Raw genomic sequence first — 21,367 nt, 5'->3', positions numbered from 1 at the left:
CCAGCTCAACCAACTCGGTTACCAAGTGACCCTCCAAGCAGAAGGAGCTGCCTGACCAGCGACTACGGACACGGGACGGGGGATTTTCGAATCAGACGAACGCGAGCCTCCGGCTCAGTACCTCGTCCGCGAGCCCGTACGCGACGGCCTCCTCGGCGGTGAAGACCTTGTCCCGGTCCATGTCGGCCCGCAGCGTCGTCACGTCGTGGTGGGTGTGGCGGGAGAGCACCTCCTCCACCTGGGCGCGGATACGGACCATCTCCTTCGCCTGGAGGCTGAGGTCCGAGACCGTGCCCTGCCGACCACCGCTGGCCGGCTGGCCGAGCAGCACGCGGGCGTGCTGGAGCACGAACCGCCGCCCGGGGTCTCCGCCGGCCAGCAGCACCGCCGCCGTGGAGGCGGCCTGGCCGACGCAGAACGTGGAGATCGGGGCCTGTACGAAAGTCATCGTGTCGTAGATCGCCATCAGCGAAGTGAACGATCCCCCAGGCGAGTTGATGTAGATCGAGATCTCGTGCTCCGGGTTCGCCGACTCCAGATGCAGGAGTTGCGCGATGACGACGTTCGCGACGCCGTCGTCGATCTCGGTGCCGAGGAAGATGATCCGTTCGTTGAGCAGCCGGCTGAAGACGTCGTACGACCGCTCGCCCTGCGCGGTCCGCTCGACGACGTACGGAACCGTGTACGACCCCATGTCACAACCCCATCCGTCGGCGCGAGGCGGCCGGGCGGACGTCGGCGAGCGACTCCACGACCCGGTCCACCATCCCGTACTCCCTGGCCTGCTCCGCCGTGAACCAGCGGTCCCGGTCTCCGTCCCCTGCGATGGTCTCCTCGCTCTGCCCGGTGTGCTCGGCGGTGATCCGCTCGATGGCCCTCTTGGTGAACTCCAGGTTCTCCGCCTGGATCTCGATGTCGGCGGTGGTGCCGCCGATGCCCGCGGAGGGCTGGTGCATCATGATCCGCGCGTTCGGCAGCGCGAATCGTTTGCCGCGCGTCCCCACCGTGAGCAGGAACTGTCCCATGCTGGCCGCGAAGCCCATCGCCAGCGTCGACACGTCGTTGGGGATGAGCCGCATGGTGTCGTAGATGGCGAGCCCCGCGGTGACCGACCCGCCCGGACTGTTGATGTACAGGCTGATGTCGGTGCGCGGGTCCTCGGCCGACAGCAGGAGCAGCTGCGCGCACACCCGGTTGGCCGACACCTCGTCGACCTGCGTGCCCAGGAAGACGATCCGCTGGGCGAGCAGTTGCGCGGCGAGATGGTCGTCGAAGCGGCTGGGTGGGGTGTCGCCCTCCTCCGCGCGGGGCGAGGGAGAGATGAGGGGAGGCAGTGGAGTCATCAGGTCTCCTTGTTCTGACGTGGATGCCGTCGACTCCACTGTTGACCGCGCGCGGTGTCCGGACGCGGTTTCTCTGCCCGCCGCAGATTCGCCACGGGCAGAGTCCGCGCTCAGCCCTTCTCGCGCAGCTGCCGGAAGAAGGCGCGGACGTCGTCGACCAGCAGGTCGGGCTCCTCCATCGCGGCGAAGTGCCCACCACGGTCGAACTCCGTCCAGCGCACGATGTTCTCGGTGCGGTCCGCCCTGTGCCGCAGCGGAACCTGGATCTCGGCCGGGAACACGGCGAGCGCGGTGGGTGCGGTCGACGGCTCGGTGGGTGCGGCCGATCGGCCTGACGCATGGCCCCGCTCGTAGTAGATCCGGGAGGACGAACCGGCGGTTCCGGTCAGCCAGTACAGCATCACGTTGGTGAGCAGCCGGTTTCGGTCGACGGCCTCCTCCGGCAGTTCCTCGGAGTCCGTCCACTCCCGGAACTTCTCCACGATCCAGGCCAGTTGGCCGACGGGCGAGTCCGTGAGCGCGTACGCGAGGGTCTGCGGGCGGGTCGAGTGCAGGATCGCGTACCCCGCGCCCTCGCGCTGCCACGCGTCCCAGCGGCGCCAGGAGGTGAGGGTGCGCTCCCGCTCCTCGGGGCCGAGTGCGGCGAGTTCGTCGGGGGTCGGCTCGGTGAGCTGCTGTGCTCCCGGCAGCAGGTTGAGGTGGACGCCGATCACCCGGTCGGGGTGGGCGCGGCCCAACTCGCGGGAGATTACCGCGCCCCAGTCTCCGCCCTGTGCGCCGAACCGCCGGTAGCCGAGACGTCCCATCAGTTCGACCCATGCGTCGGCGACCCGGCCCGCCTCCCAGCCGGTGTCCCGGGTCGGCCCGGACAGCCCGAATCCCGGGATGCTCGGCACCACGACGTGGAACGCGTCGGCGGGATCCCCGCCATGGGCGGCCGGGTTGGTCAGCGGCCCGACGATGTCGAGGAACTCAACGATCGAGCCGGGCCAGCCGTGGGTGATGATCAGCGGGGTGGCGTCCGGCTCCGGGGAGCGGATGTGAGCGAAGCGGATGTGCGCTCCGTCGATCTCCGTCGTGAACTGGGGCCATTCGTTCAGCCTCGCCTCGGCGGCCCGCCAGTCGTAGTCGTGGCGCCAGTACCGTACGAGCTCCTGCAGATAGTCGCGGGGAACCCCGTACGCCCATCCCACTCCGGGCAGTTCGTCGGGCCAGCGGGTGCGGTCGAGGCGGTCGTGCAGGTCGGCGAGGTCGCTCTGGGGGATCGCGAGACGGAAGGGCCGGATGCTCTCGGGGGGCGATGACGTCATGGTCGGGATGCTAGTTCGGGGCGGTGGGAGCGCCATCCGAATTAGTACGCGGCCCGACCGATGAGTTCCGGGGCGAGGATCGGTCGACACTCGTGACCGCGTCCCACGCTCCAGGAGGTACTCATGGCCACCGCAGGATTCACCACCTGTCTCTGGTTCGACGGCCAGGCCGAGGAGGCCGCGCACTACTACGTCTCGATCTTCAAGAACTCCAGCATCGGGCGGATCGGCCGCTACACGGAGGCCGGGCCGGGCCCCGCCGGCTCCGTGATCGCCGTCGACTTCGTGGCCAATGGCCACAAGTTCGTCGCGCTGAACGGCGGCCCGCAGTTCACGTTCAACGAGGCGATCTCCTTCCAGATCTACTGCGACAACCAGGAGGAGGTCGACTACTACTGGAGCAAGCTCACAGAGGGTGGCGGCGAGCCGGGCTCCTGCGGCTGGCTCAAGGACAAGTACGGCGTGTCCTGGCAGGTGATCCCGGACGGGCTCATCGACATGATCGGCGACCCGGACTCCGAGAAGGCGGCCCGCACTACACGCGCGATGCTCTCGATGGGCAAGCTCGACATCGCCGCCCTGGAGAAGGCGTACGCGGGCGAATAGCGGTACCAAGCCGCGGTCGGCCCGCCCCTGACGGGTGAGCCGGCCGCCCGCCGTGCGGTCGCCGCCGGCCCCGGTCGCCGCAGCTCGCGCCCGCTCCTCGGGCCATGACGTACCGGTGCCCGTACCTCCTCCTTGCCCAGATGCCTGGCGGGCCCTAGAGTCCGCGTCCGTAAGGTTCGTTCACAAGTTCGAAACTTTCGAAAGCTGACGCTCGTGGAAGGGCTGCTGCACGCATGCGGACGTACGCCAACCCCGTGATCGGTGGGTTCCATCCCGACCCCAGCGTGTGCCGAGTCGGCGGGGACTACTACCTCGTGTGCTCCAGTTTCGAGTACTTCCCCGGCGTCCCCCTCTTCCACAGCCGGGATCTCGTGCACTGGCGGCAGATCGGCAACGTCCTGGACCGGCCCGGGCAGTTGGACCTGCCGGAGGAGGTACCGGCCTCGGCCGGCATCTACGCGCCCACGATCCGGCACCACGACGGCCGCTTCTACGTGATCACCACGGAGGTCGGCGGCAAGGGCAACTTCATCGTCAGCAGCGAACGCCCCGAGGGCCCGTGGTCGGACCCCGTTCCGGTGGCCCTTCCGGGCATCGACCCTGACCTCGCCTGGGACGAGGACGGCTCGTGCTGGTGTGCCGTGGCCGGTGTTCAGGTCGCCCGGATCGATCCGGCGACCGGCGCCGTGCTGGAAGGACCGCTGCCCGTCTGGTCGGGTACGGGACTGCAGCATCCCGAGGCGCCGCACCTGTACCACATCGGTGAGTGGTGGTACCTGATGCTGGCCGAGGGCGGCACCGCGCACGGGCACAGCGTGTCGATCGCGCGAGCCCGCTCGCCGCGTGGACCCTACGAGCCGGCCCCGGCCAACCCGATCCTCTCGCACCGCAGCACCGACCTGCCGATCCAGAGCACCGGCCACGCCGATCTGGTGTCGGCGGCCGACGGCACGTGGTGGATGCTGCTGCTGGGCACGCGACCCCGGGGTTACTTCCCCGAATTCCACGTCCTTGGCCGCGAGACCTTTCTGACGCCGGTGGAGTGGGTGGACGGGTGGCCCCGGGTCGGACCGGTGCGTGAGCTGCACCCGGCCCCGGCGGCCTGGCACCGGTTCGAACCCCCGTCCGTACGGGACGACTTCGACACCGCGGACCTCGCGCCGTACTGGATCTCCCCGCGCCGCAGGCCGGACGGCTCGTGGTCGCTGAAGGAACGGCCGGGGTGGCTGACCCTGAACGCCACCGGGGAGAGCCTCGACCGCGCGGGACACACCTTCGTCGGCCGTCGGCAGCAGCATGCCGACTGCAGGGTGGCAGTCCGCATGGACTCCGTTGCCGGCCAGGGAGGCCTGTCCGTCCGCATGGACGAGGCCCACCACTACGACATCGAGGTGAGTGGGGAAACCGTGAGCGTGCTCGCCCGCATCGGGCCGGTGCGTCAGTGCCTGGCGCGGCATCAAGTACCGCCCGGAGAAGTGATGTTGGCCGTCGACATCCGCACGACCGACGTGCTGCCGCCCACCGTCACCGCCGCCGAGCGGGCGAAGGGCGAGGCGCTCGGCGTCAGGGCGGGCGGACCGGACACGATCACCTTCTCGCTCGGCGGTCGGACGCCCGTGCTGCTGGCCGAACTCGACGGCCGGTACCTTTCCACCCAGGTCGCCACGGGGTTCACCGGCCGGGTGATCGGCATGTACGCCACCCGGGGCAGCGTGGCCGTCGACTGGTTCGAGTACGAGCCGACGGCCGGCGCGTAGGACTGGGACTCAGCCGCCCGGAGCAGTCCCGTCACCGGTTGGGGGCACCCCGGATGCCCGTGCGGTGCCTTCCCGGTAGCCGTGGAGCATGCGCTTCCTCGGCGAGTTGGACCAGCGGCTGTTCACCCAGGTCGCCACCGCCCGTGTGCCCGGGGCCGATCCCGCCCTGACCCGGCTCAGCCATTCCGCCGACCACGGCCTGCTGTGGCTCGGGGCGGCGGCCGGGCTCACGGTGCTCGGGGGCCACACCGCCCGGCGCGCCGCCCTGCGCGGCGTCGGTTCGCTCGCGCTCGCCTCGCTCACCGTCAACACCGTCGTCAAGGGGAGCGCCCGGCGCCCGCGGCCGCTCCTCGGCCTCGTACCGCCGGTCCGCCATCTCACCCGGCAGCCGCGGACCACGTCCTTCCCCTCCGGCCACTCCGCCTCGGCCGCGGCCTTCGTCACCGGGGTCGCCCTCGAATCCACCCGGTACGGCGCCCTGGTGGCCCCCATCGCCGCGGCCGTCGCCTTCTCCCGCGTCTACGTCGGCGTGCACTATCCGGGGGACGTCCTGGCCGGGACGGCGATCGGCATCGGGGCCGCGGCGCTCACCTGCCGCTGGTGGCCGCCGCGCCAGGTGAATCCCGAGCCGGAGCGGCCGCCGGCCCGGGCGCCCGCCCTGCCCGACGGCGACGGGCTCGTCGTCTTCGTCAACGCCCGCGCCGGAACGGGGGTACCGCCCGCCGCACTGCCGCCCGCCGTGCTCCTCGCCGAACTGCTGCCCCGCGCCGAACTCGTCGAGTGCGGCCCGGACGACGACTTCGCCGGACTGCTCGACCGGGCGGTCCGCCGCGCTGTCGAACGCGGCGGAGCGCTGGGCGTGTTCGGCGGGGACGGCACCGTCAACGCCGCGGCCCGGGCGGCCGCCCGGGCCGGGCTGCCCCTCGCGGTGTTTCCCGGCGGCACCCTCAACCACTTCGCCCTCGACGTCGGCGTACCGCACCCCGAGGACACCGCGGCAGCGGTCGTCCGAGGCGACGCCGTCGGCGTGGACATGGCGGTGGCCGTGTCCCTGACGGACCAGGCCACCAGCAGGCAGCCCGTCGAGTTCCTGAACACCTTCAGCATCGGCCTCTACCCCGACCTCGTGCGCCTCCGCGAGCGCCTGGAGCGGCGATGGGGCAAGTGGCCGGCCGCCGCCCTGGCACTCATCCGGGTGCTGCGCACCGCGACCCCCGTCGAACTCTGCCTCAACGGCCGTCCGCGCCGGCTGTGGCTGCTGTTCGCCGGCAACTGCCGCTATGTCCCGGACGGTTTCGCGCCCGCCTTCAGACCGTGCCTCGACGACGGGCTGCTCGATCTGCGCCTGATCGACGGCGACCACCGGCTGGCACGTACCCGGGTGGTCGTCTCGGCGGTCGCCGGTGCCCTCCGCAGTTCCCGGGTCTACCGCGCCGAACGGGTGACCTGGGCCCAGGTGGAGGACCTCAGGGGCGCGGACACGTTCGCGTACGACGGTGAGGTCGTCGCGGCCACCGGCGCGCTGCGGCTGGAGAAGCGGCGCCGGGCGCTCGTCGTCTACCGGCCCGCCGTGCCGGGGAACGAGATCGCCCAGCAGGCACGCCTCGCCGCCGCGGTCGCCCGCTACCAGAACAGCGAGCGGGGCCGCCGTCTCCCTGCGGACGGCGGCCCCTCGGCCTCGGAGGACTGATCACATGTGGATGACCGGGGCGTCCTCGGGCCCGGGCTGCTGCGCGCCACGGCGGTAGAGCAGGAACGCGATGACCGCGCCTGCCGCGAACAGACCCGCCGACCACCAGAAGGCCGTGGTGTAGCTCTCGATGGTCGCCTGCGCCCGGGCGAGCTTGTCGGTCGGGTCCTTGCCGGCGAGGTAGTCGGTCGCTGCGCTCGCGGCCAGTGTGTTCAGCAGCGCCGTGCCGATCGAACCGCCCACCTGCTGCATCGCGTTGACCGTCGCGGAAGCGACACCCGCGTCCTCGGCCGCCACTCCGCCGGTGGCGAGCTGCATCGCCGACGGCATCACCAGACCGAGGCCCAGGCCGGTCACGATCGTCTGCGGCAGTACCGCGCTCGCGTAGTGCGAGCCGAGCCCGATGCCCGTCAGCCAGGCCATGCCGGCCGTGGCGACCGCGAAGCCCAGCGGGATGACGGCCTTCGGGCCGATCCGGGGCAGCATAACGGTGTGCCCAGCTGCGCCGTGACCATCAGCGCCCCGACCATCGGCAGGAACGCCACACCGGTCTTCGTCGGGCTGAAGCCCAGGTTCAGCTGCAGGTAGTAGGTGAGGAAGAGGAACACGCCGAACATGCCCGCACCGGTGATCAGCACCGCGAGGAACGAGGCTCCGCGGCTGCGGTCGAGCAGCACGCGCAGCGGGAGCAGCGGGTGCGCGGCACGGGTCTGCCACCAGGCGAAGGCCGCGAGCAGCACACCGCCCGCGATCAGGTAGCCCCAGGTCAGCGGGGAGCCCCAGTCGTGGGTCTCGGCGTTGGAGAAGCCATAGACCAGGGAGAGGAGACCGCCGGCGACCAGGACGGTGCCCGGCACGTCGAGCTTGGAGTTCGCGGCGTCGCGGTGGTTGCCGAGCAGGATCCAGCCGCCCACGAAGGCGACTACGGCGATGGCCACGTTCACGTAGAGGGTCCAGCGCCAGTCGAGCGCGTCGGTCAGCACACCGCCGAGCAGCAGTCCGACCGCGCCGCCGGCGCCCGCGATCGCGCCGTACACGCTGAAGGCCCTCGCGCGCTCGCGGGCGTCCGTGAAGGTCGTGTTCAGCAGCGACAGGGCCGCCGGTGCGAGGAGTGCTCCGAAGACGCCCTGCAGTGCGCGGGCGGTGACCAGCACGCCGAAGCCGGTCGCGGCCCCGCCGAGTGCCGAGGCCGCGGCGAAGCCCACGACGCCGACAAGGAAGGCGGGCTTGCGCCGAACAGGTCCGCGATCCGTCCGCCGAGCAGCAGCAGTGAGGCGAACGCCAGCGCGTACGCGGTGACGATCCACTGCCGGTTGCCGTCGGAGAAGCCCAAGTCCTTCTGGGCGGACGGCAGGGCGATGTTCACGATGGTGGCGTCCAGCACCACCATCAGCTGGGCTACCGCGATGATCGCGAGACCCACCACCGCTTCGGCGACGCCGCCGGTGGTGCTTCGACGGCGCCCGCGAGGGTGCCGTCCTTCACCTTCTGGGACATGGAGAACCGCTCCAGGGAAAGTCGCTCGGGTTACAACTTCGTAAACGAAACTGTTTCGTACACTTCGAGCCTAGAGCCGTTCCCGCGAAACGGCAACGTTTCGATGAGTGGGTGTGCTGGATCACACCGCGGCGGCCGGTGGGTGCCGTCCGTTCAGACCTCGGCCCGGCGGGCCGGCCTGCGCGAACGCCATCGCCCCGGGCGGAACCGCCACCAACATCCGTGTCGATGCGGAGGAGGGCGCGCACGGCCCGTCCGTCGTCTTCTCCTCCCTGCAGAACGCCGGTCGTCCGTCGGAGGCCGACGAGCAGGCGGCCGCGATCGAGTTCCTCGCCTCGGGCGCCGCGAGCAACGTCAACGGTGCGATCCTGCCCGTCGACGGCGGATGGGCCGCCGTCTGAGCCGACCGAACATTCCTTGACAGGAATATAACCGAGGGGGAATATTACTGGCGTGTCCGATGCCTCCTTGTGGACCGCACTCGCCGATCCCCACCGACGGGCCATCGTCGCGCTGCTCCTGGAGCGGCCGCGGCCCGTCGGTGAGATCGTCGAGGCGTGCGGTCTCAGCCAGCCGGGCACGTCGAAGCACCTGAAGGTGCTGCGCGACGCGGGGCTGGTGCGCGTACGACAGGACGCGCAGCGCCGGGTGTACGCGCTCGACCCGGCCCCGATCGCCGCACTCGACACCTGGCTCGCGCCCTACCGCACCCTGTGGAACGCCAGTCTGGACGCGCTGGGGCGGCGGCTCGACGAGACGTCGGACGGCACCGACGACCCCTCCCCGAAGGACTGATCCCCCATGGCCGCCGACCTCACCGGCACGTACCTCACCCTCGACGACGGCCGCCCCGCCGTCCGCTTCAGCCGCGTCTACGACCATCCGATCGACCGCGTCTGGCGGTTCGTCACCGATCCCGACGAACTCGCCCAGTGGTTCCCCTCCCGCGCCGAGTTCGACCTGCGCCCCGGTGGCACCGTCAGGTTCAGCGGGGACCCCAACATGCCCGAGTCGACGGGCACGGTCGTGACCGTCGACACGCCCCGGCACCTCTCCTTCGAGTGGGGCGGCGACGAGCTGCGCTTCGACCTGGAGGAGCTGGACGACAAGCGCACCCGCTTCACGCTCACCAACGTCCTGGGCGCCCAGAACACCGCCGCGCGCAACGGCGCGGGCTGGGAGGTCTGCCTCTCGGCTCTGGACGCCAAGGCCCGCGGCGAGCGCTTCGAGGGCCCCCACGCCGGGACGAACGCCCCCTGGAAGGAGTTCTACGAGGGCTACGTCCGGGCCGGGATCCCGTCGGGAGCGCCGATCCCCGGCGCGGGCGACTGACCGCTCACGCCATCTGGCGCCGCACCAGTTCGTGCAGCCGGCCGCTGGTGTCCGCGAGGAGCTCGGCGGGCGGCCCCTGCTGGGCGACCTTGCCGTCCTCCATCACGATGACGCGGTCCGCGTCCAGGACCGTGGACAGGCGGTGGGCGATCACGATCCGGGTGGCGTTGAGGGCACGGGTGGACTCGATGACCTTGCGCTGGGTCTCGTTGTCCAGCGCGCTCGTCGCCTCGTCGAAGAACAGGATGCGCGGCCGGCGGATCAGCGCCTGCGCGATCATCAGGCGCTGACGCTGACCGCCGGAGATCGCGCCGCTGCCCTGGACGATGGTGTGCAGACCCATCGGCATCCGCTTGATGTCCTCGGCGAGGCCCGCCATCTCGGCCGCCGCCATCGCCTCCTCCGGCGTGTACGGCTCGGTGCCGCAGATGACGTCCAGGATCGAACCCGTGAACGGTTGCGCGTGCTGGAGCACCACCCCGCACTGGCGGCGGACTGCCGACTGGTCGAGCGCCGCGAGGTCCTGTCCGTCGTACAGGACGTTGCCCGTGACCGGCCTGTCGAAGCCGATCAGCAGGCGCAGCAGCGTGGACTTGCCGCAGCCGCTGGGACCCACGATCGCGACGAACTCGCCCGGGCGGATCTCGAAGGAGACGTCGTCGAGGACCAGGGGGCCGTCGTCGGAGTACCGGAACGACAGCCGGCGCGCCTCGATACCGCCGGACAGGACACCCGGCCGGGTACTCGCCGTGCGCACCTCGGGCTTCGCGTCCAGCACCGGCCTGATCTCCTCGAACAGCGGCAGCGCTGCCACCGCCGAGACGAACGCGCCGGTCAGCTGGGTGACCGAGGTCAGAAGCATGGTCACCGAGGTGTTGAAGGTCAGGAAGTCGGCGGCCGTGAGCGTCCCCTTGGCCGGACCCGCGAGCAGCATGAACAGCAGCAGTGAGCACAGCGGCAGGTAGACCGCGCCCAGCACCGTCGTGAGGTTCTTGATCCGGCCCACCTTCTGCTGCAGCTCACGGCTGCGGGCGAACTCCCGCGCCCAGGCGGCGTACGCGTAGTTCTCGGCCGCCGCGACCCGCAGCTTGGGCAGACCGCGCAGGGTCTGGAACGCCTGGTTGTTCAGCTTGTTGCTGAGCTGGACCAGCCGCCGCTGCCAGCGCACCTGCCACAGCCCGAGCCCCAGGAACACCCCGCCGATCACGACGAGCATGCCGATCGCCGCCAGCGCCATGGGCACGCTGTACCAGAGCAGCAGTCCCAGGTTCATGGCGCCCACCGTGACCGACTGGGCGACCACCGGGCCGACTCCGGCGAGGAGCCGGCGGATGGCGCTGACGCCCATGGCCGCGCTGGCCAGTTCGCCGGTGGAACGATCCGCGAAGAACTTCGTCGGCAGCCGCAGCAGCCGGTCCCAGACCGCCGGCTGTAGCGTCGCCTCGATCCGCCCCTCCAGGCGCAGAATGGTCAGGTTCTCCAGCAGCATGAACGCCGCCGCCACCACACCGGTGGCCATGAGGGCGAGGCAGACCTGGACGATCAGGCCCTCCTGAGCCTTCGGCACGTACTCGCCCAGCACCTTGCCGGTGGCGATCGGCACCAGCGCGCCGATGGCGACGGTGACCAGACCACTGAGCACAAGACCCAGCAGATCGCCCCGCGTGCCCCACATGCTGAAGCGCAGCAGCCGAAGCGGGCTCAGCCGCTGTTCGGGCAGCGGACGGTAGAACATCACCGCCCGGGGCTCGAACTCCGCCGCGTTCGCCTTCTCGATCGGTGTCTCGCGCCCGGACGACGGCTGGACGGCGACATACCCGCCACGCCGCCACAGCAGCGCGACCGGTCCGCCCGACAGGGCCCGGTGGCCCACCAGCGGGCCGACGTTGTCGTGCCACCAGCGTCCGTCGAGCCGCACCGCCCGGGTGCGCACGCGGGAGGCGATCGCGATGCGCTCGACCGGGTCGAGGCGGTCGCTCTCGGTGCCGCTCTGCGCGGGCTCGGCGAGTGTGATGCCGGCGGCGCGTGCCACCAGCTTGCAGGCCGCGTGGGTGGCGTCGGCGTCGGCCGCCGTGGTGCGCTTCGCCGACGACTTGCCGATGGAGGCGAGAAGGGTCCGGTCGGCCTGGGCGCGGACTGCCTCGCCCGCCTTGATGCCCGCGGCCGTACGGGTCTCGTGCGTGCGCTCCAGCTGCTCGATCCAGCGGTCGAGGGTGGTGAGGAGGCGGTACTGCTGGTCGACCATGCCCTGCCAGACCGCGGGGTCCATCAGCAGGTCGGCAGCGGCCTCCGCTCCGTACAGGGAGCCGTACTGGACGCTGCCCGGCGGCACCTGCATCCAGAACACGTCGTCGTCGGTGATCTCGGCGGCCCGTTCTGTGGCCATCGGCGCCTGGAAGAGGATCGACAGCCCGCGGCCGACGCCCAGGGCGAGGGCGTACTCCAGCGGGCTCGTCGTCGGCGGCACGTACTGGGGGTTGCCGTACTCGTCGTACGACCAGGTCTGCGTGTCGACGGGCTGGTAGAGCTCGCGCAGCTGGATGCGGCGTACCACGCAGTCGCGCACCGGGCGGGCGACCAGGGTGTGCTGGGGGCCCGCGACCGGGCCGAGCAGCAGGGAGCCCGCCTCGAGGCGGCCGAGGTGATGCCAGTGGCCCTGCACGGCGGCGTCCACGGCGAACAGGTCCAGCGCACCGGACGCGACCAGCCACAGGACCTGCGGCCCCTCCAGGTCGAGCCGGCCCATGCCGGAACAGTCGACCGGGGCCCCCATCTGCCCGAGAGCGTTGAGGACGAGGTCGCCCTCGTGAACCGCCGTCATCTCATCGCTCCCTGACCAGCTCGGCATACGCCCCGCCGGCCGCCACCAGGGCGTCGTGCCGCCCGCGTTCGACGATCGTGCCGTGCTGGAGCACGACGATCTCGTCGCTGTCGCGCACGGTGCTGAGCCGGTGCGCGATCACCACGCAGGCACAGCCGCGCTTGCGCAGGTTGTCGATCACGGTCTGCTCGGTCTCGGCGTCCAGGGCGCTGGTCACCTCGTCGAGGACCAGGATGCTGGGATCGCGTACCAAGGCCCTGGCGATCTCCAGACGTTGGCGCTGGCCTCCGGAGAAGTTCCGCCCGTCCTGCTCGACCCGGCTGTGGATGCCGCCCGGGCGGCGCATGACGACGTCGTACAGGGCCGCGTCCCGCAGCGCGGCGACCACCGCGTCGTCCGGGATCGACGGGTCCCACAACGCAATGTTGTCGCGGACCGTGCCCTCGAAGAGGAAGACGTCCTGGTCGACGAAGGAGACGGAGGCGGCGAGCGCGCCGCGCGGAATGTCCTCAAGGCGCTGCCCGTCGATGCGGATCTCGCCCTCCCACGGGGCGTACAGACCCGAGATCAGCCGGGACACCGTGGACTTGCCGCTGCCCGAGCCGCCGACCAGCGCCACCTGCCGGCCCGGCCCGACCGTCAGGTTGAAGCCGCTCAGCAGCGGCTTGTCGAGCGGGCTGTAGCCGAACGTGATGTTCTCCAGTTCGACATGGCCGTGCAGCCGCCGGGTCGACCTGCCGGCGCCGGTGCGGCCGTACAGCGGGTCGGCCTGGAAGTTCTCCACGTCCTTCAGCCGGGCCACGTCCGCCGCGAAGTCCTGGATGCGGCCCGCGACCCCGTTCAGGCGCGTGATCGGTGCGGTGAACCGGGTCACCAGGGCCTGGAAGGCGACCAGCAGACCCACCGAGATATGGCCCTCGACCGCGCGCAGACCGCCGATCCACAGGATCAGTGCGCTGTTGAGGGTGGCGAGCGTCGGCGCGACCACACCGAGCCAGGCGCTCGGCGCTCCGAGCCGCTGCTGCTCCTCCAGCGTGGTGGCGTGCTGTCCCGCCCACTTGCGGAAGTAGCCGTCCTCGCCACCGGTCGCCTTCATCGTCTCGATCAACTGAAGCCCGGTGTAGGCGGTGTTGGTGAGCCGGGCGTTGTCCGCGCGCAGCTTCGCGGTACGCGTGGCCCGCAGCCGTACGACGATCCGCATCGCCACCACATTGAGCAGTGCGACGCCGATGCCGACGAACGTCAGTTGCGGATCGTAGGTGTACAGCAGCACCGCGTAGAGCACGACGACGACCGCGTCCACGCCGGCCGCCGCGAGGTCGCGGGCCAGGGTCTCGGCGACCGCGTCGTTGGACTGGAGCCGCTGCACCAGGTCGGCGGGGCTGCGCTGGGCGAAGAACGTCACCGGCAGCCGCAGCAGATGCCGCAGGAAGCGGGCGCTGGAGAGCGTGGAGGAGATGATCCGGCCGCGCAGCAGGTTCGCCTGCTGCAGCCAGGTCAGCACGACGGTGAGCAGCACACAGGCGGCCATCGAGGTGAACAGCACGCCGAGCAGCGAGGTCTGCCCGCCGATCAGGAACATGTCGATGTAGGTGCGGCTCAGCGCGGGCAGCGCGGCGCCGACCGCCACCAGGAGCAGGCTTGCCAGGACGGCGGCGGGCATGGTGCCCGACGTGCCGCGCAGCCGGGCCGGCATGGCACCGAGGATGCCCGGCCTGCGGCCGCCCCTGGTGAAGCCCTCGCCCGGCTCCATCACCAGGACGACCCCGGTGAAGCTGCTGTCGAAGTCGTCCATCGGGACGAAACGGCGGCCCTTTCCGGGGTCGTTGACGTACACGCCCCGGCGGCCGAAGCGGCGGCCCATGCCGTCGTAGACGACGTAGTGGTTGAACTCCCAGAACAGGATCGCGGGCGCCTTGACCTCGGCGAGCGCGACCGTGTCCATCTGCATGCCCTTGGCCGTCAGACCGTAGCTGCGGGCCGCCTTGAGGAGGTTGCTGGCGCGCGAGCCGTCGCGGGAGACTCCGCAGGCGATGCGCAGCTCCTCGAGCGGGATGTGCCGGCCGTAGTGGCCGAGCACCATCGCCAGGGAGGCGGCGCCGCACTCGACGGCCTCCATCTGCAGCACGGTCGGTGTGCGGACGGTCTTCCGCCTGCCCTTGGGGACGGGGCGCTTCGGCGCCGGCGCGGCACGGCGTCTGCCCCGTACCGGGGGCAGTGTGTCCTGGGGAGCGGTCACGGCAGGAGCCAATCGATGGGACGCTGATCGGCCATGCGGATCGATCCCGTGGCCAGGGTCATGGAGGAGAGGGCGAACGGGGGGCCGTCCGCGGACGACCACCGGTAGCCGCTCTTCGTGCCGGACGACGTGTCGAGGCGCACGAGTACGGCCACCGGCCGACCCCTCTTGGTGAACTGCTCGCCGAGCTGGCTGTCCCCGAGGAACGCGGCGATCTGCTGGGCCGACTGGACCGTGCGGTCAACGGACTTCACATGGCCGCGCAGCACGCCGTACTCCTGGGCCGGCACCGACTGGACGGTGAGGTCGACGGAGGCGTCCGCGGGGATCGAGGCTGCGTTCTCGGCGGGGACGTACACCGTCGCGTACAGCGGGTCCGACGCGTGAGCGACCTTCTCCACCGCGGCGACATTCGCCCCGGTCTGGATGATCTGGCCGATGGTGGCGGCGAGCGCGGTGACACGGCCCGCCGCCACCGTGCGGACCACCGAGTCGCCCCGGCTCGTACGGACCTTGAGGACGGGCGAGTTCGCGGGCAGCCGCTCCCCCTCCTGGGCCAGGACCGCCGTGACCTGCCCGGCCACGGGGCTCTGCAGGATGTAGCTGCCCTCCCCGTGCGTGAGGATGGCGGGTGCGCTGACCGTGGAGGCCACCGAGCCGGTGACGGCCCACACGGACGCGGCGGCCATGGCGACCACCGTCACGGAGAGCACGAGCCATCCCTGGGGACGCGCGAAGCGCACGGGGAGGTCCAGCTCTTCGGGTGACTGCAGCTTGGCGAGGGCCTGTTGGCGGAACTGCACGGAACTTCCCTCACCTGTCGGAGAGATTCACGGCATCCGAGAGTCCCGGAACCGGGAACCGGTTCCGGGACTCAACGGCACGAACGAGGTGCGATTCAGAGACCGGCGACCAGCCCGGTGACCGGGGCGGTGTTCAGGCCGGTGACACCCTCGACGGTGCTGACAGCCGTGCCGACCAGGCCGGAAACCGGGGCGACGCCGTCCACCAGGCCGGTGACGGTGCCCACGGCGTTCAGGGACAGGCCACCGGACACGGCGTCCAGCTCGGCGTCCGAGATCTCGGCGGTCTCAACCTGGGGGGTGGAGTTCATGATGGAACTTCCCTTCGTATGGATATTCACAAGGGGGAGAGCGGCCCCCCTCTGGGGACAGACGGTCGGCCGCGGTCCGCAGGTGCCTGGCACCCGTTGCCGGGAGCCTGTGGAGCGGCCCCCGCGGTGCAACGGATCAAAGCACGTCAGCGCTCGGCGATTCCAATCAACCACCGCTCCCACCAGGGAACTTGGCGTTCTCGAGGGGTGATCCGTGCAGGCGTGCGCACGTCTTGGTGGCGACTTCTTCACATACTGCGCGGTATCGGCGCACACGGTCCCCTTGCCGCCTCGAGGCCGAATGGGACAGTCCCCCTCCAAAGGTGCAGCCCCGGGCGTACGACCGTGCAGATCCGCCGTGCACGGTGACTTGGTTGGGTATTCGATGTGCAGATTCCCTGAAACCGGGATTCCGCTCTGCGGGGAAGACTGACCGTTATCGGTCGGTGGCGGATCGTGCTCGGGGTACGTCCGGTCGGTATCGGTCGGGCGCGCTCAGCCGAGCAACGCGTACACCGTGCTCGCCCGTGCCGCGGTCTGCGTCGAACCCTCCGCGGTCATCGTGATGTCGGCGAACGCCATGCGCCGGCCGAGCTTGGTGAGGACGGCCTCCACCAGGACGTCGGCGCCGGTGACCGCGCGCTGGAAGCTCGTCGACTGCTGGACCGTGGACATCGGCACGAAACCGCCTTGCGCCGCCGAGACGGCGATCACCGTGGCCGTGTCGGCGGCGGCCATCAGCGCCTGGCCCGACAGTCCGCCGCCCTCCCGGGCCAGCCGCGTGGACCACGGCAGCCGCAGGACGGCGCGCCGGTCGTCCAGCTCCATGACCGTCAGGCCCAGTTCGAGCACCCAGGGGGCGAAGTTTTCGGAGAGGATCTTGTCGGCTTCGGCTGGCGTCATGCGTGGTTCTTTCCCACGGCAGTGGCCCCGCAGACGCGTTTGCCACCTATTTCACGCTTTCGCATACGCCAACTCGGGCAGTTGCAAGGACGGTTGAACACCCCATGTGACACGTGCGTATCAACAGGCATCCAGGCGCCCCAGTCAGCTGCCGGACGGCGGCAACGCACCCCGTCCCCAGGAGGTCAAGAGTTGAGTCACAAACGCATACCCAAGCGCAAGGCCGCGATCGCGGCGGGAAGCGTGGCGGCGCTCGGAGCTGCGGCCCTTCTGCTGCCCAACGCCAACGCGTCCCAGACGGACTCGTCGGCAGGCGCCACCCCGAAGACGTTCAAGGCCGCCGATGTCTCGGACCTCGCCGCGCAGCTGGCCTCGCAGCTGGGTGATGCCTTCGCGGGCTCGTACTACAACGCGGACAAGCAGCAGATCGTCATCAACGTGGTCGGCGACAACAGCAACGTCGTCAACACCATCAGAAAAGCGGGCGCGATCCCCAACCAGGTGGAGAACAGCACCGCCACGCTCCAGGCCGCTGCCAAGACGCTGAAGACCAAGGCGACGATCCCCGGCACCGCCTGGTCCGTCGACCCCGAGACCAACGAGATCCGGGTCACCGCCGACAGCACCGTCACCGGCTCCCAGTGGGACACGCTGGAGTCGACGGTCAAGAGCCTCGGCTCGGGCGTGGCGACCGTCAAGAAGTCCGCGGGCACGTTCAAGACGTTCGTGTCGGGCGGCGACGCCATCTTCGCCCAGGCCGACGGCGGCGGCATCCGCTGCTCCCTCGGCTTCAACGTCACCGCGAGCGACGGAAGCCCCGCCTTCCTGACGGCGGGTCACTGCGGAGTCGCGGCAGCCCGGTGGTCCGACTCCCAAAGCGGCCAGCCGATCGCCACCGTCGACCAGGCCACCTTCCCCGGCAACGGCGACTTCTCGCTGGTCAAGTACGACGACCCGAACACCCAGGCCCCGAGCGAGGTCAACGTCGGCAATGGGCAGACGGTGCAGATCGCCCAGGCCGCGGACGCGGTCGTGGGCCAGCAGGTCTTCCGGATGGGCAGCACCACCGGTCTGCACGACGGAACCGTTAGCGGCCTGGACGCCACCGTCAACTTCCAGAGCGAGACCGATCCGGGCGGCGTCGACACCGTCACCGGCCTCATCCAGACCGACGTCTGCGCCGAGGCCGGAGACAGCGGTGGCTCCCTGTTCACCCAGGACGGCAGCGCGATCGGTCTGACCTCGGGCGGCAGCGGTGACTGCACCGCCGGCGGCGAGACCTTCTTCCAGCCGGTCACCACGGCACTCCAGGCGACCGGCGCGACGCTGGGCGCGGGTGGCGCGGCCGGTGCCGGCGGAGCGGGCGACCAGAGCGCGGACCCGGGTGCCACCGCGGACCCGGGGGACCAGTCAGGCGCGGGCGACCAGGCGGCGAACCCCGGTGACCAGACGGGCGGGGCAGCCGACCAGTCCGGCCAGGGGGCGGACAGCGGCGCGGGCGACGGGTCCGGACTGGTGTCGAGCCACTGACCGGGACGCCATAGCGGTTCCACCGGGCAGTGAAACGGTCCGGCCCTCCGGCGGGAGGACCGGACCGTTCGGTGCGGTCCGCCCCTCTCACACGGGTGTTGGCGCCCGCAAAAGAGGCAAAGCAACGACGTCCAGCCGCTCCGCGGCCGTCGCCGTGTGCCGCACCAGCCGGTCGGCCGGTGCCTCCAGCGGCTCCTCGCCGCCCTGTGCGAACCGCTCGCCGAGTTCCTCCAGGGCATCCTCGATGTCCCTCCGGGACTCGATCAGCCCGTCGGTGTACAGCGCCCGCACCGAGCCTGGCGTACGGCGAACGCGTATACGCCGGGGAACGGATCCAGGCTGCTCTTGAAGGGTCACCCTCTGTGGCCGCCACGACGGCCGGAGCGGGGGGCCGCGGCGCCCCGCGTGTCGCCGCCTGCCCGACACGCCAGGACTGGCATGTTCACAGGGGCTGCGCGAGCGTCGCGGAAGCGCTGTAATGGCAGAGTGGGCAGTGAGGGCGCTGCGGGACGCAGAACGAGAACGCTCCGTGCCGAACTTGCCCTCAAGACCCTCACCACGGACCTCGACCCGCGCGAGCGCCTGCGCCGCATACTCGAACAGGCCCTGGTCTTCGCCGGAGCGGCCCTCGCCGCCGTCTACACCCCGGTGGAGGACCACGGCCAACTGTCCCTCACCGAGTCGGTCGGTGTGCCGCGGACCCTGTACGGGTTGCGCGACGCCTACCCCCTTTCCGGAGGAGGCCCCGCGGCGGAGGCGCACCGCACCGGCCGGCCCCTGTGGCTCACCGCCGAGGACCTCGGCCGGTGCGCGGACGCGCACCGGCTGCCGATCGGGGACTTCTCGCTGGCCGTCCTGCCGCTGCGGGGCGGAGGGTGTCTGGCCGCCGTCAGCGACAGCCTGGACGGCTTCGACGCCGAGGAGCGCGACTGTCTCCAGCTCCTCGCCGATGCCGTCACCGGTCCCGCCCCTGCCGAGGGCGGCACCGGCGAGCTGCGCGGCAGCTCCTTCAGCCTCGCCATGGACAGCGGTCGGGTCGAGGTCGACGATGAGATGCTGGAGCTGTTCGGCATCGACCCGGACGAGTTCGACGGCAGGGTCGAGACCCTTCTGGCCCGGACCGTCCCGGAGGACGTGCCCTCCCTGATGTCCGTGGTCGAGGCCGACCACATGTCCATCGGTGAGCGGGAACTGGAGTTCCGCATCCTCCAGCCCTCGGGCGAGCCGAAGTGGCTGCGGCTGCGCGGGCGTCTGCTGCCCGCCGGGGAGGGCCGCCCGGCCCGGCTGGTCGGCACCGTCGCCGACGCCTCGAAGCTGCGCCCTGCCGTCAGCGACGTCACCCGTATCCAGCGGCTCGCCGCGGCCCTCGCCACGGCGGGCACCGTCCGCGATGTCAGCAAGGCCGTGGTCGCCGCCCTGCGTAAGCCGCTGCAGGCCGACCGCGTAGCTCTCGCCGAGCTGGAGTCCGACCGGCTCGTCGTCACCGTCCTGGACCCGCCGGAACCGGAGGCATGGCCCGAGCTGTGGCGTACCGAGTGGCGTTCGGAGTGGCCCGATGCGCCCGTGCGTGCCATGCCCACCCTCGCGGCGGCGCTGCGCGAGGGCCGTGCCTCGATCTGGCCCGCCGGTACCGACCTGGAACCCGCGCTCGCGGAGGTCGGCCCCGGCGGCCTGGCCGTACTGCCGCTGCCCGGCGGCGCCAGCATGGCCGGTGCCTGTCTGGTCGGCTGGGACAGCCCGCACGACTTCGGACCCGACGAACGCGCCCTGCTCACCGCCGTGGCGGGCCTCGCCGGACAGGCGCTGGTGCGCGCCCACGCCTTCGACGCCGAGCACGAACTGATCGGCATGCTCCAGCGCGCCCTCCTCCCGAGGCGCCTGCCCCAGTTGCCGGGTGCGGTCGCCGTCGCCCGCTATCTGCCCACCACCGCGGGCCTGGAGCTCGGCGGCGACTGGTACGACGTGATCCCGCTGCCCGACAACCACGTCGCCCTCGTCATCGGCGACGTACAGGGTCACAACGCGGGCGCCGCCGCCCTGATGGGACAGATGCGCACGGCATTGCGTGCGTACGCCGCCGAAGGACACCCCCCGGACGTGGTCGTCTCGCATGCCAACCGGCTCCTGGTGGAGATGGAGTCCGACCTCTTCGCCACCTGCTGCTATGTCGACGTCGACATGGAGGAGGGCACCGCCTGGTGTGTGCGGGCCGGCCACCTTCCCCCCGTACTGCGGCAACCGGACGGCAGTACGGAGATCGCCGAGTCGGAGGGCGGTCCGCCCCTCGGCGTCGTCGGCCAGGCCGACTTCCCGATGAGCCCGCTGCGGCTGCAGCCCGGCACGGTGATCGCCCTGACCACCGACGGGCTGGTCGAGTCCGCCGACGTCGACATCGAGGACGGTCTCGCGCGGATGGCCGCCGAGCTGTCCGCCGCCGATCCCGGGCACCTCGGGCTCGTCGCGGACGCCCTGCTCGCCGATGCGAACCGCAGCGACGACGTGGCCCTGCTGCTCATGCGCTACGACGGGATGGCGGTGCGCCCGCTGCGCGAGAGCTGGACGGTGTGGCGCGTCCCCGAAGCGGTCCGGCACGCCCGCCGCTTCACCCGGCGCAGCCTGCGCGCCTGGGGCGTGACGGAGGAACTCGACACGGCGCTCCTCGTCGTCTCCGAACTCGTCACCAACGCCCTGGTTCACACCGACGGCCAGGTCCGCCTCGACCTCACCCTGTTCAACCACCGGCTGCGCATCGCGGTCGCCGACTCCTCACCACGTACGCCGGTCAAGCCGACGAGCATCGGCTGGGAGGCGACGGGCGGCCGCGGCATCCTGCTCGTCGAGGCCATGTCGGCGGCGTGGGGGGGCCTTCCCGTCAGCGGAGGCAAGCAGGTGTGGGCGGACATCGTCCTGGAGCGGGAGCCGTCGGCGGCGCGCACCTGACGCCGGGTGCCGCGCTCGGGGCGCCGTGACACCCTGACGGCGTGCGTCTGCTTCTCATGTCCGACACCCACCAGAAAACCCCCATGCCCCGCTCGGGCAGCAGACAGACCGGCGCCCCGGTCCCAGTCTTTGCGGAGACGAGGGGACCGGGGCGCGGTCGTCACCCCTCCAGTGTGGGGCACAGGATCGGTGAATCGCCCCGGGTCGAATGGAGGCTCGATTCTCTGAGAGGATTGAGTCATGGCACGTCCCTCCCCTTACCCCGTTGAGCTGCGCAAGCGTGCG

General features: G+C 71.1%; 16 protein-coding genes and 2 pseudogenes. 8 read left to right on the top strand and 10 right to left on the bottom strand.

Features of this window, described 5'->3' with window-relative positions; all coding sequences use genetic code 11:
* Positions 1–91 precede the first annotated feature (91 nt).
* From ACZ3TS_RS39985 to ACZ3TS_RS39975, 3 genes are all read right to left on the bottom strand, one after another.
* The gene (locus ACZ3TS_RS39985; RefSeq protein ID WP_467627384.1) at positions 92–694 is read right to left on the bottom strand and encodes a ClpP family protease; all 603 of its coding nucleotides are present in this window, start codon (positions 692–694) and stop codon (positions 92–94) included.
* Between the two features lies 1 nt (position 695).
* Positions 696–1,343 (bottom strand): ATP-dependent Clp protease proteolytic subunit, encoded by a 648-nt coding sequence (locus ACZ3TS_RS39980; RefSeq protein WP_467627381.1) that lies wholly within the window; start codon positions 1,341–1,343, stop codon positions 696–698.
* A 110-nt stretch (positions 1,344–1,453) separates the two neighbouring features.
* The gene (locus ACZ3TS_RS39975; RefSeq protein ID WP_467627379.1) at positions 1,454–2,653 is read right to left on the bottom strand and encodes an epoxide hydrolase family protein; all 1,200 of its coding nucleotides are present in this window, start codon (positions 2,651–2,653) and stop codon (positions 1,454–1,456) included.
* Between the two features lie 123 nt (positions 2,654–2,776).
* Here ACZ3TS_RS39975 and ACZ3TS_RS39970 point away from each other — a divergent pair, with 123 nt between their 5' ends.
* The 3 genes from ACZ3TS_RS39970 to ACZ3TS_RS39960 all read left to right on the top strand — a co-directional run bounded on the left by ACZ3TS_RS39970 (position 2,777) and on the right by ACZ3TS_RS39960 (position 6,706).
* On the top strand, positions 2,777–3,259 hold the full coding sequence (locus ACZ3TS_RS39970) for a VOC family protein (protein ID WP_467627377.1): 483 nt from the start codon (positions 2,777–2,779) through the stop codon (positions 3,257–3,259).
* 233 nt (positions 3,260–3,492) lie between these two features.
* A complete protein-coding gene (locus tag ACZ3TS_RS39965) occupies positions 3,493–5,016 on the top strand; it encodes a glycoside hydrolase family 43 protein (protein ID WP_467627374.1) in 1,524 nt (507 codons plus the stop codon).
* An 88-nt stretch (positions 5,017–5,104) separates the two neighbouring features.
* Positions 5,105–6,706, top strand: coding sequence for a phosphatase PAP2 family protein (locus ACZ3TS_RS39960; RefSeq protein WP_467627372.1), 1,602 nt, complete (start codon positions 5,105–5,107; stop codon positions 6,704–6,706).
* Here ACZ3TS_RS39960 and ACZ3TS_RS39955 read toward each other — a convergent pair.
* Positions 6,707–8,203: pseudogene (locus tag ACZ3TS_RS39955) on the bottom strand (MFS transporter).
* Positions 8,204–8,385: 182 nt separating this feature from the next.
* Between ACZ3TS_RS39955 and ACZ3TS_RS39950 the strand changes: the two are divergent.
* From ACZ3TS_RS39950 to ACZ3TS_RS39940, 3 genes and pseudogenes are all read left to right on the top strand, one after another.
* Positions 8,386–8,604: pseudogene (locus ACZ3TS_RS39950) on the top strand (SDR family oxidoreductase); the annotation flags it as partial.
* A 52-nt stretch (positions 8,605–8,656) separates the two neighbouring features.
* Positions 8,657–8,998: an ArsR/SmtB family transcription factor gene (locus ACZ3TS_RS39945; RefSeq protein WP_467627369.1), complete on the top strand. Its 342-nt coding sequence runs from the start codon at positions 8,657–8,659 to the stop codon at positions 8,996–8,998.
* A 6-nt stretch (positions 8,999–9,004) separates the two neighbouring features.
* On the top strand, positions 9,005–9,535 hold the full coding sequence (locus tag ACZ3TS_RS39940; protein WP_467627367.1) for an SRPBCC family protein: 531 nt from the start codon (positions 9,005–9,007) through the stop codon (positions 9,533–9,535).
* Positions 9,536–9,539: 4 nt separating this feature from the next.
* Here the strand turns inward: ACZ3TS_RS39940 and ACZ3TS_RS39935 are convergent, their stop codons facing one another.
* The 5 genes from ACZ3TS_RS39935 to ACZ3TS_RS39915 form a co-directional block, all read right to left on the bottom strand.
* Positions 9,540–12,356 carry an NHLP bacteriocin export ABC transporter permease/ATPase subunit gene (locus ACZ3TS_RS39935; RefSeq protein WP_467627365.1) on the bottom strand — a complete coding sequence of 939 codons (2,817 nt, stop codon included), beginning with the start codon at positions 12,354–12,356 and terminating at the stop codon, positions 9,540–9,542.
* 1 nt (position 12,357) lies between these two features.
* Entirely contained in the window at positions 12,358–14,595 is a 2,238-nt protein-coding gene (locus tag ACZ3TS_RS39930; RefSeq protein WP_467627363.1) for an NHLP family bacteriocin export ABC transporter peptidase/permease/ATPase subunit, read from the bottom strand.
* Entirely contained in the window at positions 14,592–15,398 is an 807-nt protein-coding gene (locus ACZ3TS_RS39925; protein ID WP_467627360.1) for a hypothetical protein, read from the bottom strand. Before ACZ3TS_RS39925 ends, ACZ3TS_RS39930 begins: the two co-directional genes overlap by 4 nt.
* A 95-nt stretch (positions 15,399–15,493) precedes the next feature.
* Positions 15,494–15,709: a type A2 lantipeptide gene (locus tag ACZ3TS_RS39920; RefSeq protein WP_467627358.1), complete on the bottom strand. Its 216-nt coding sequence runs from the start codon at positions 15,707–15,709 to the stop codon at positions 15,494–15,496.
* Between the two features lie 495 nt (positions 15,710–16,204).
* Positions 16,205–16,612 carry a PaaI family thioesterase gene (locus ACZ3TS_RS39915; RefSeq protein WP_467627356.1) on the bottom strand — a complete coding sequence of 136 codons (408 nt, stop codon included), beginning with the start codon at positions 16,610–16,612 and terminating at the stop codon, positions 16,205–16,207.
* Positions 16,613–16,804: 192 nt separating this feature from the next.
* Between ACZ3TS_RS39915 and ACZ3TS_RS39910 the strand changes: the two genes are divergently transcribed.
* Entirely contained in the window at positions 16,805–18,142 is a 1,338-nt protein-coding gene (locus tag ACZ3TS_RS39910; protein WP_467627354.1) for a S1 family peptidase, read from the top strand.
* Between the two features lie 87 nt (positions 18,143–18,229).
* Here the strand turns inward: ACZ3TS_RS39910 and ACZ3TS_RS39905 are convergent, their stop codons facing one another.
* Positions 18,230–18,433, bottom strand: coding sequence for a hypothetical protein (locus tag ACZ3TS_RS39905; protein WP_467627351.1), 204 nt, complete (start codon positions 18,431–18,433; stop codon positions 18,230–18,232).
* Positions 18,434–18,580: 147 nt separating this feature from the next.
* Here ACZ3TS_RS39905 and ACZ3TS_RS39900 point away from each other — a divergent pair, with 147 nt between their 5' ends.
* Entirely contained in the window at positions 18,581–21,082 is a 2,502-nt protein-coding gene (locus tag ACZ3TS_RS39900) for a SpoIIE family protein phosphatase (RefSeq protein WP_467627349.1), read from the top strand.
* Positions 21,083–21,367: the final 285 nt, after the last annotated feature.

This window comes from Streptomyces sp. NPDC022910 (genome assembly GCF_055561075.1).
Note: the sequence above shows the minus strand (reverse complement) of the source record. Positions and strands in the feature narration are given on the sequence as shown.

What these genes read in the sequence shown, in the direction of transcription:
- ACZ3TS_RS39985 (WP_467627384.1), bottom strand. Translation starts at nt 694, where the DNA reads ATGGGGTCGTACACGGTTCCGTACGTCGTCGAGCGGACCGCGCAGGGC.
- ACZ3TS_RS39980 (WP_467627381.1), bottom strand. Translation starts at nt 1,343, where the DNA reads ATGACTCCACTGCCTCCCCTCATCTCTCCCTCGCCCCGCGCGGAGGAG.
- ACZ3TS_RS39975 (WP_467627379.1), bottom strand. Translation starts at nt 2,653, where the DNA reads ATGACGTCATCGCCCCCCGAGAGCATCCGGCCCTTCCGTCTCGCGATC.
- ACZ3TS_RS39970 (WP_467627377.1), top strand. Translation starts at nt 2,777, where the DNA reads ATGGCCACCGCAGGATTCACCACCTGTCTCTGGTTCGACGGCCAGGCC.
- ACZ3TS_RS39965 (WP_467627374.1), top strand. Translation starts at nt 3,493, where the DNA reads ATGCGGACGTACGCCAACCCCGTGATCGGTGGGTTCCATCCCGACCCC.
- ACZ3TS_RS39960 (WP_467627372.1), top strand. Translation starts at nt 5,105, where the DNA reads ATGCGCTTCCTCGGCGAGTTGGACCAGCGGCTGTTCACCCAGGTCGCC.
- ACZ3TS_RS39940 (WP_467627367.1), top strand. Translation starts at nt 9,005, where the DNA reads ATGGCCGCCGACCTCACCGGCACGTACCTCACCCTCGACGACGGCCGC.
- ACZ3TS_RS39935 (WP_467627365.1), bottom strand. Translation starts at nt 12,356, where the DNA reads ATGACGGCGGTTCACGAGGGCGACCTCGTCCTCAACGCTCTCGGGCAG.
- ACZ3TS_RS39920 (WP_467627358.1), bottom strand. Translation starts at nt 15,709, where the DNA reads ATGAACTCCACCCCCCAGGTTGAGACCGCCGAGATCTCGGACGCCGAG.
- ACZ3TS_RS39915 (WP_467627356.1), bottom strand. Translation starts at nt 16,612, where the DNA reads ATGACGCCAGCCGAAGCCGACAAGATCCTCTCCGAAAACTTCGCCCCC.
- ACZ3TS_RS39900 (WP_467627349.1), top strand. Translation starts at nt 18,581, where the DNA reads ATGTTCACAGGGGCTGCGCGAGCGTCGCGGAAGCGCTGTAATGGCAGA.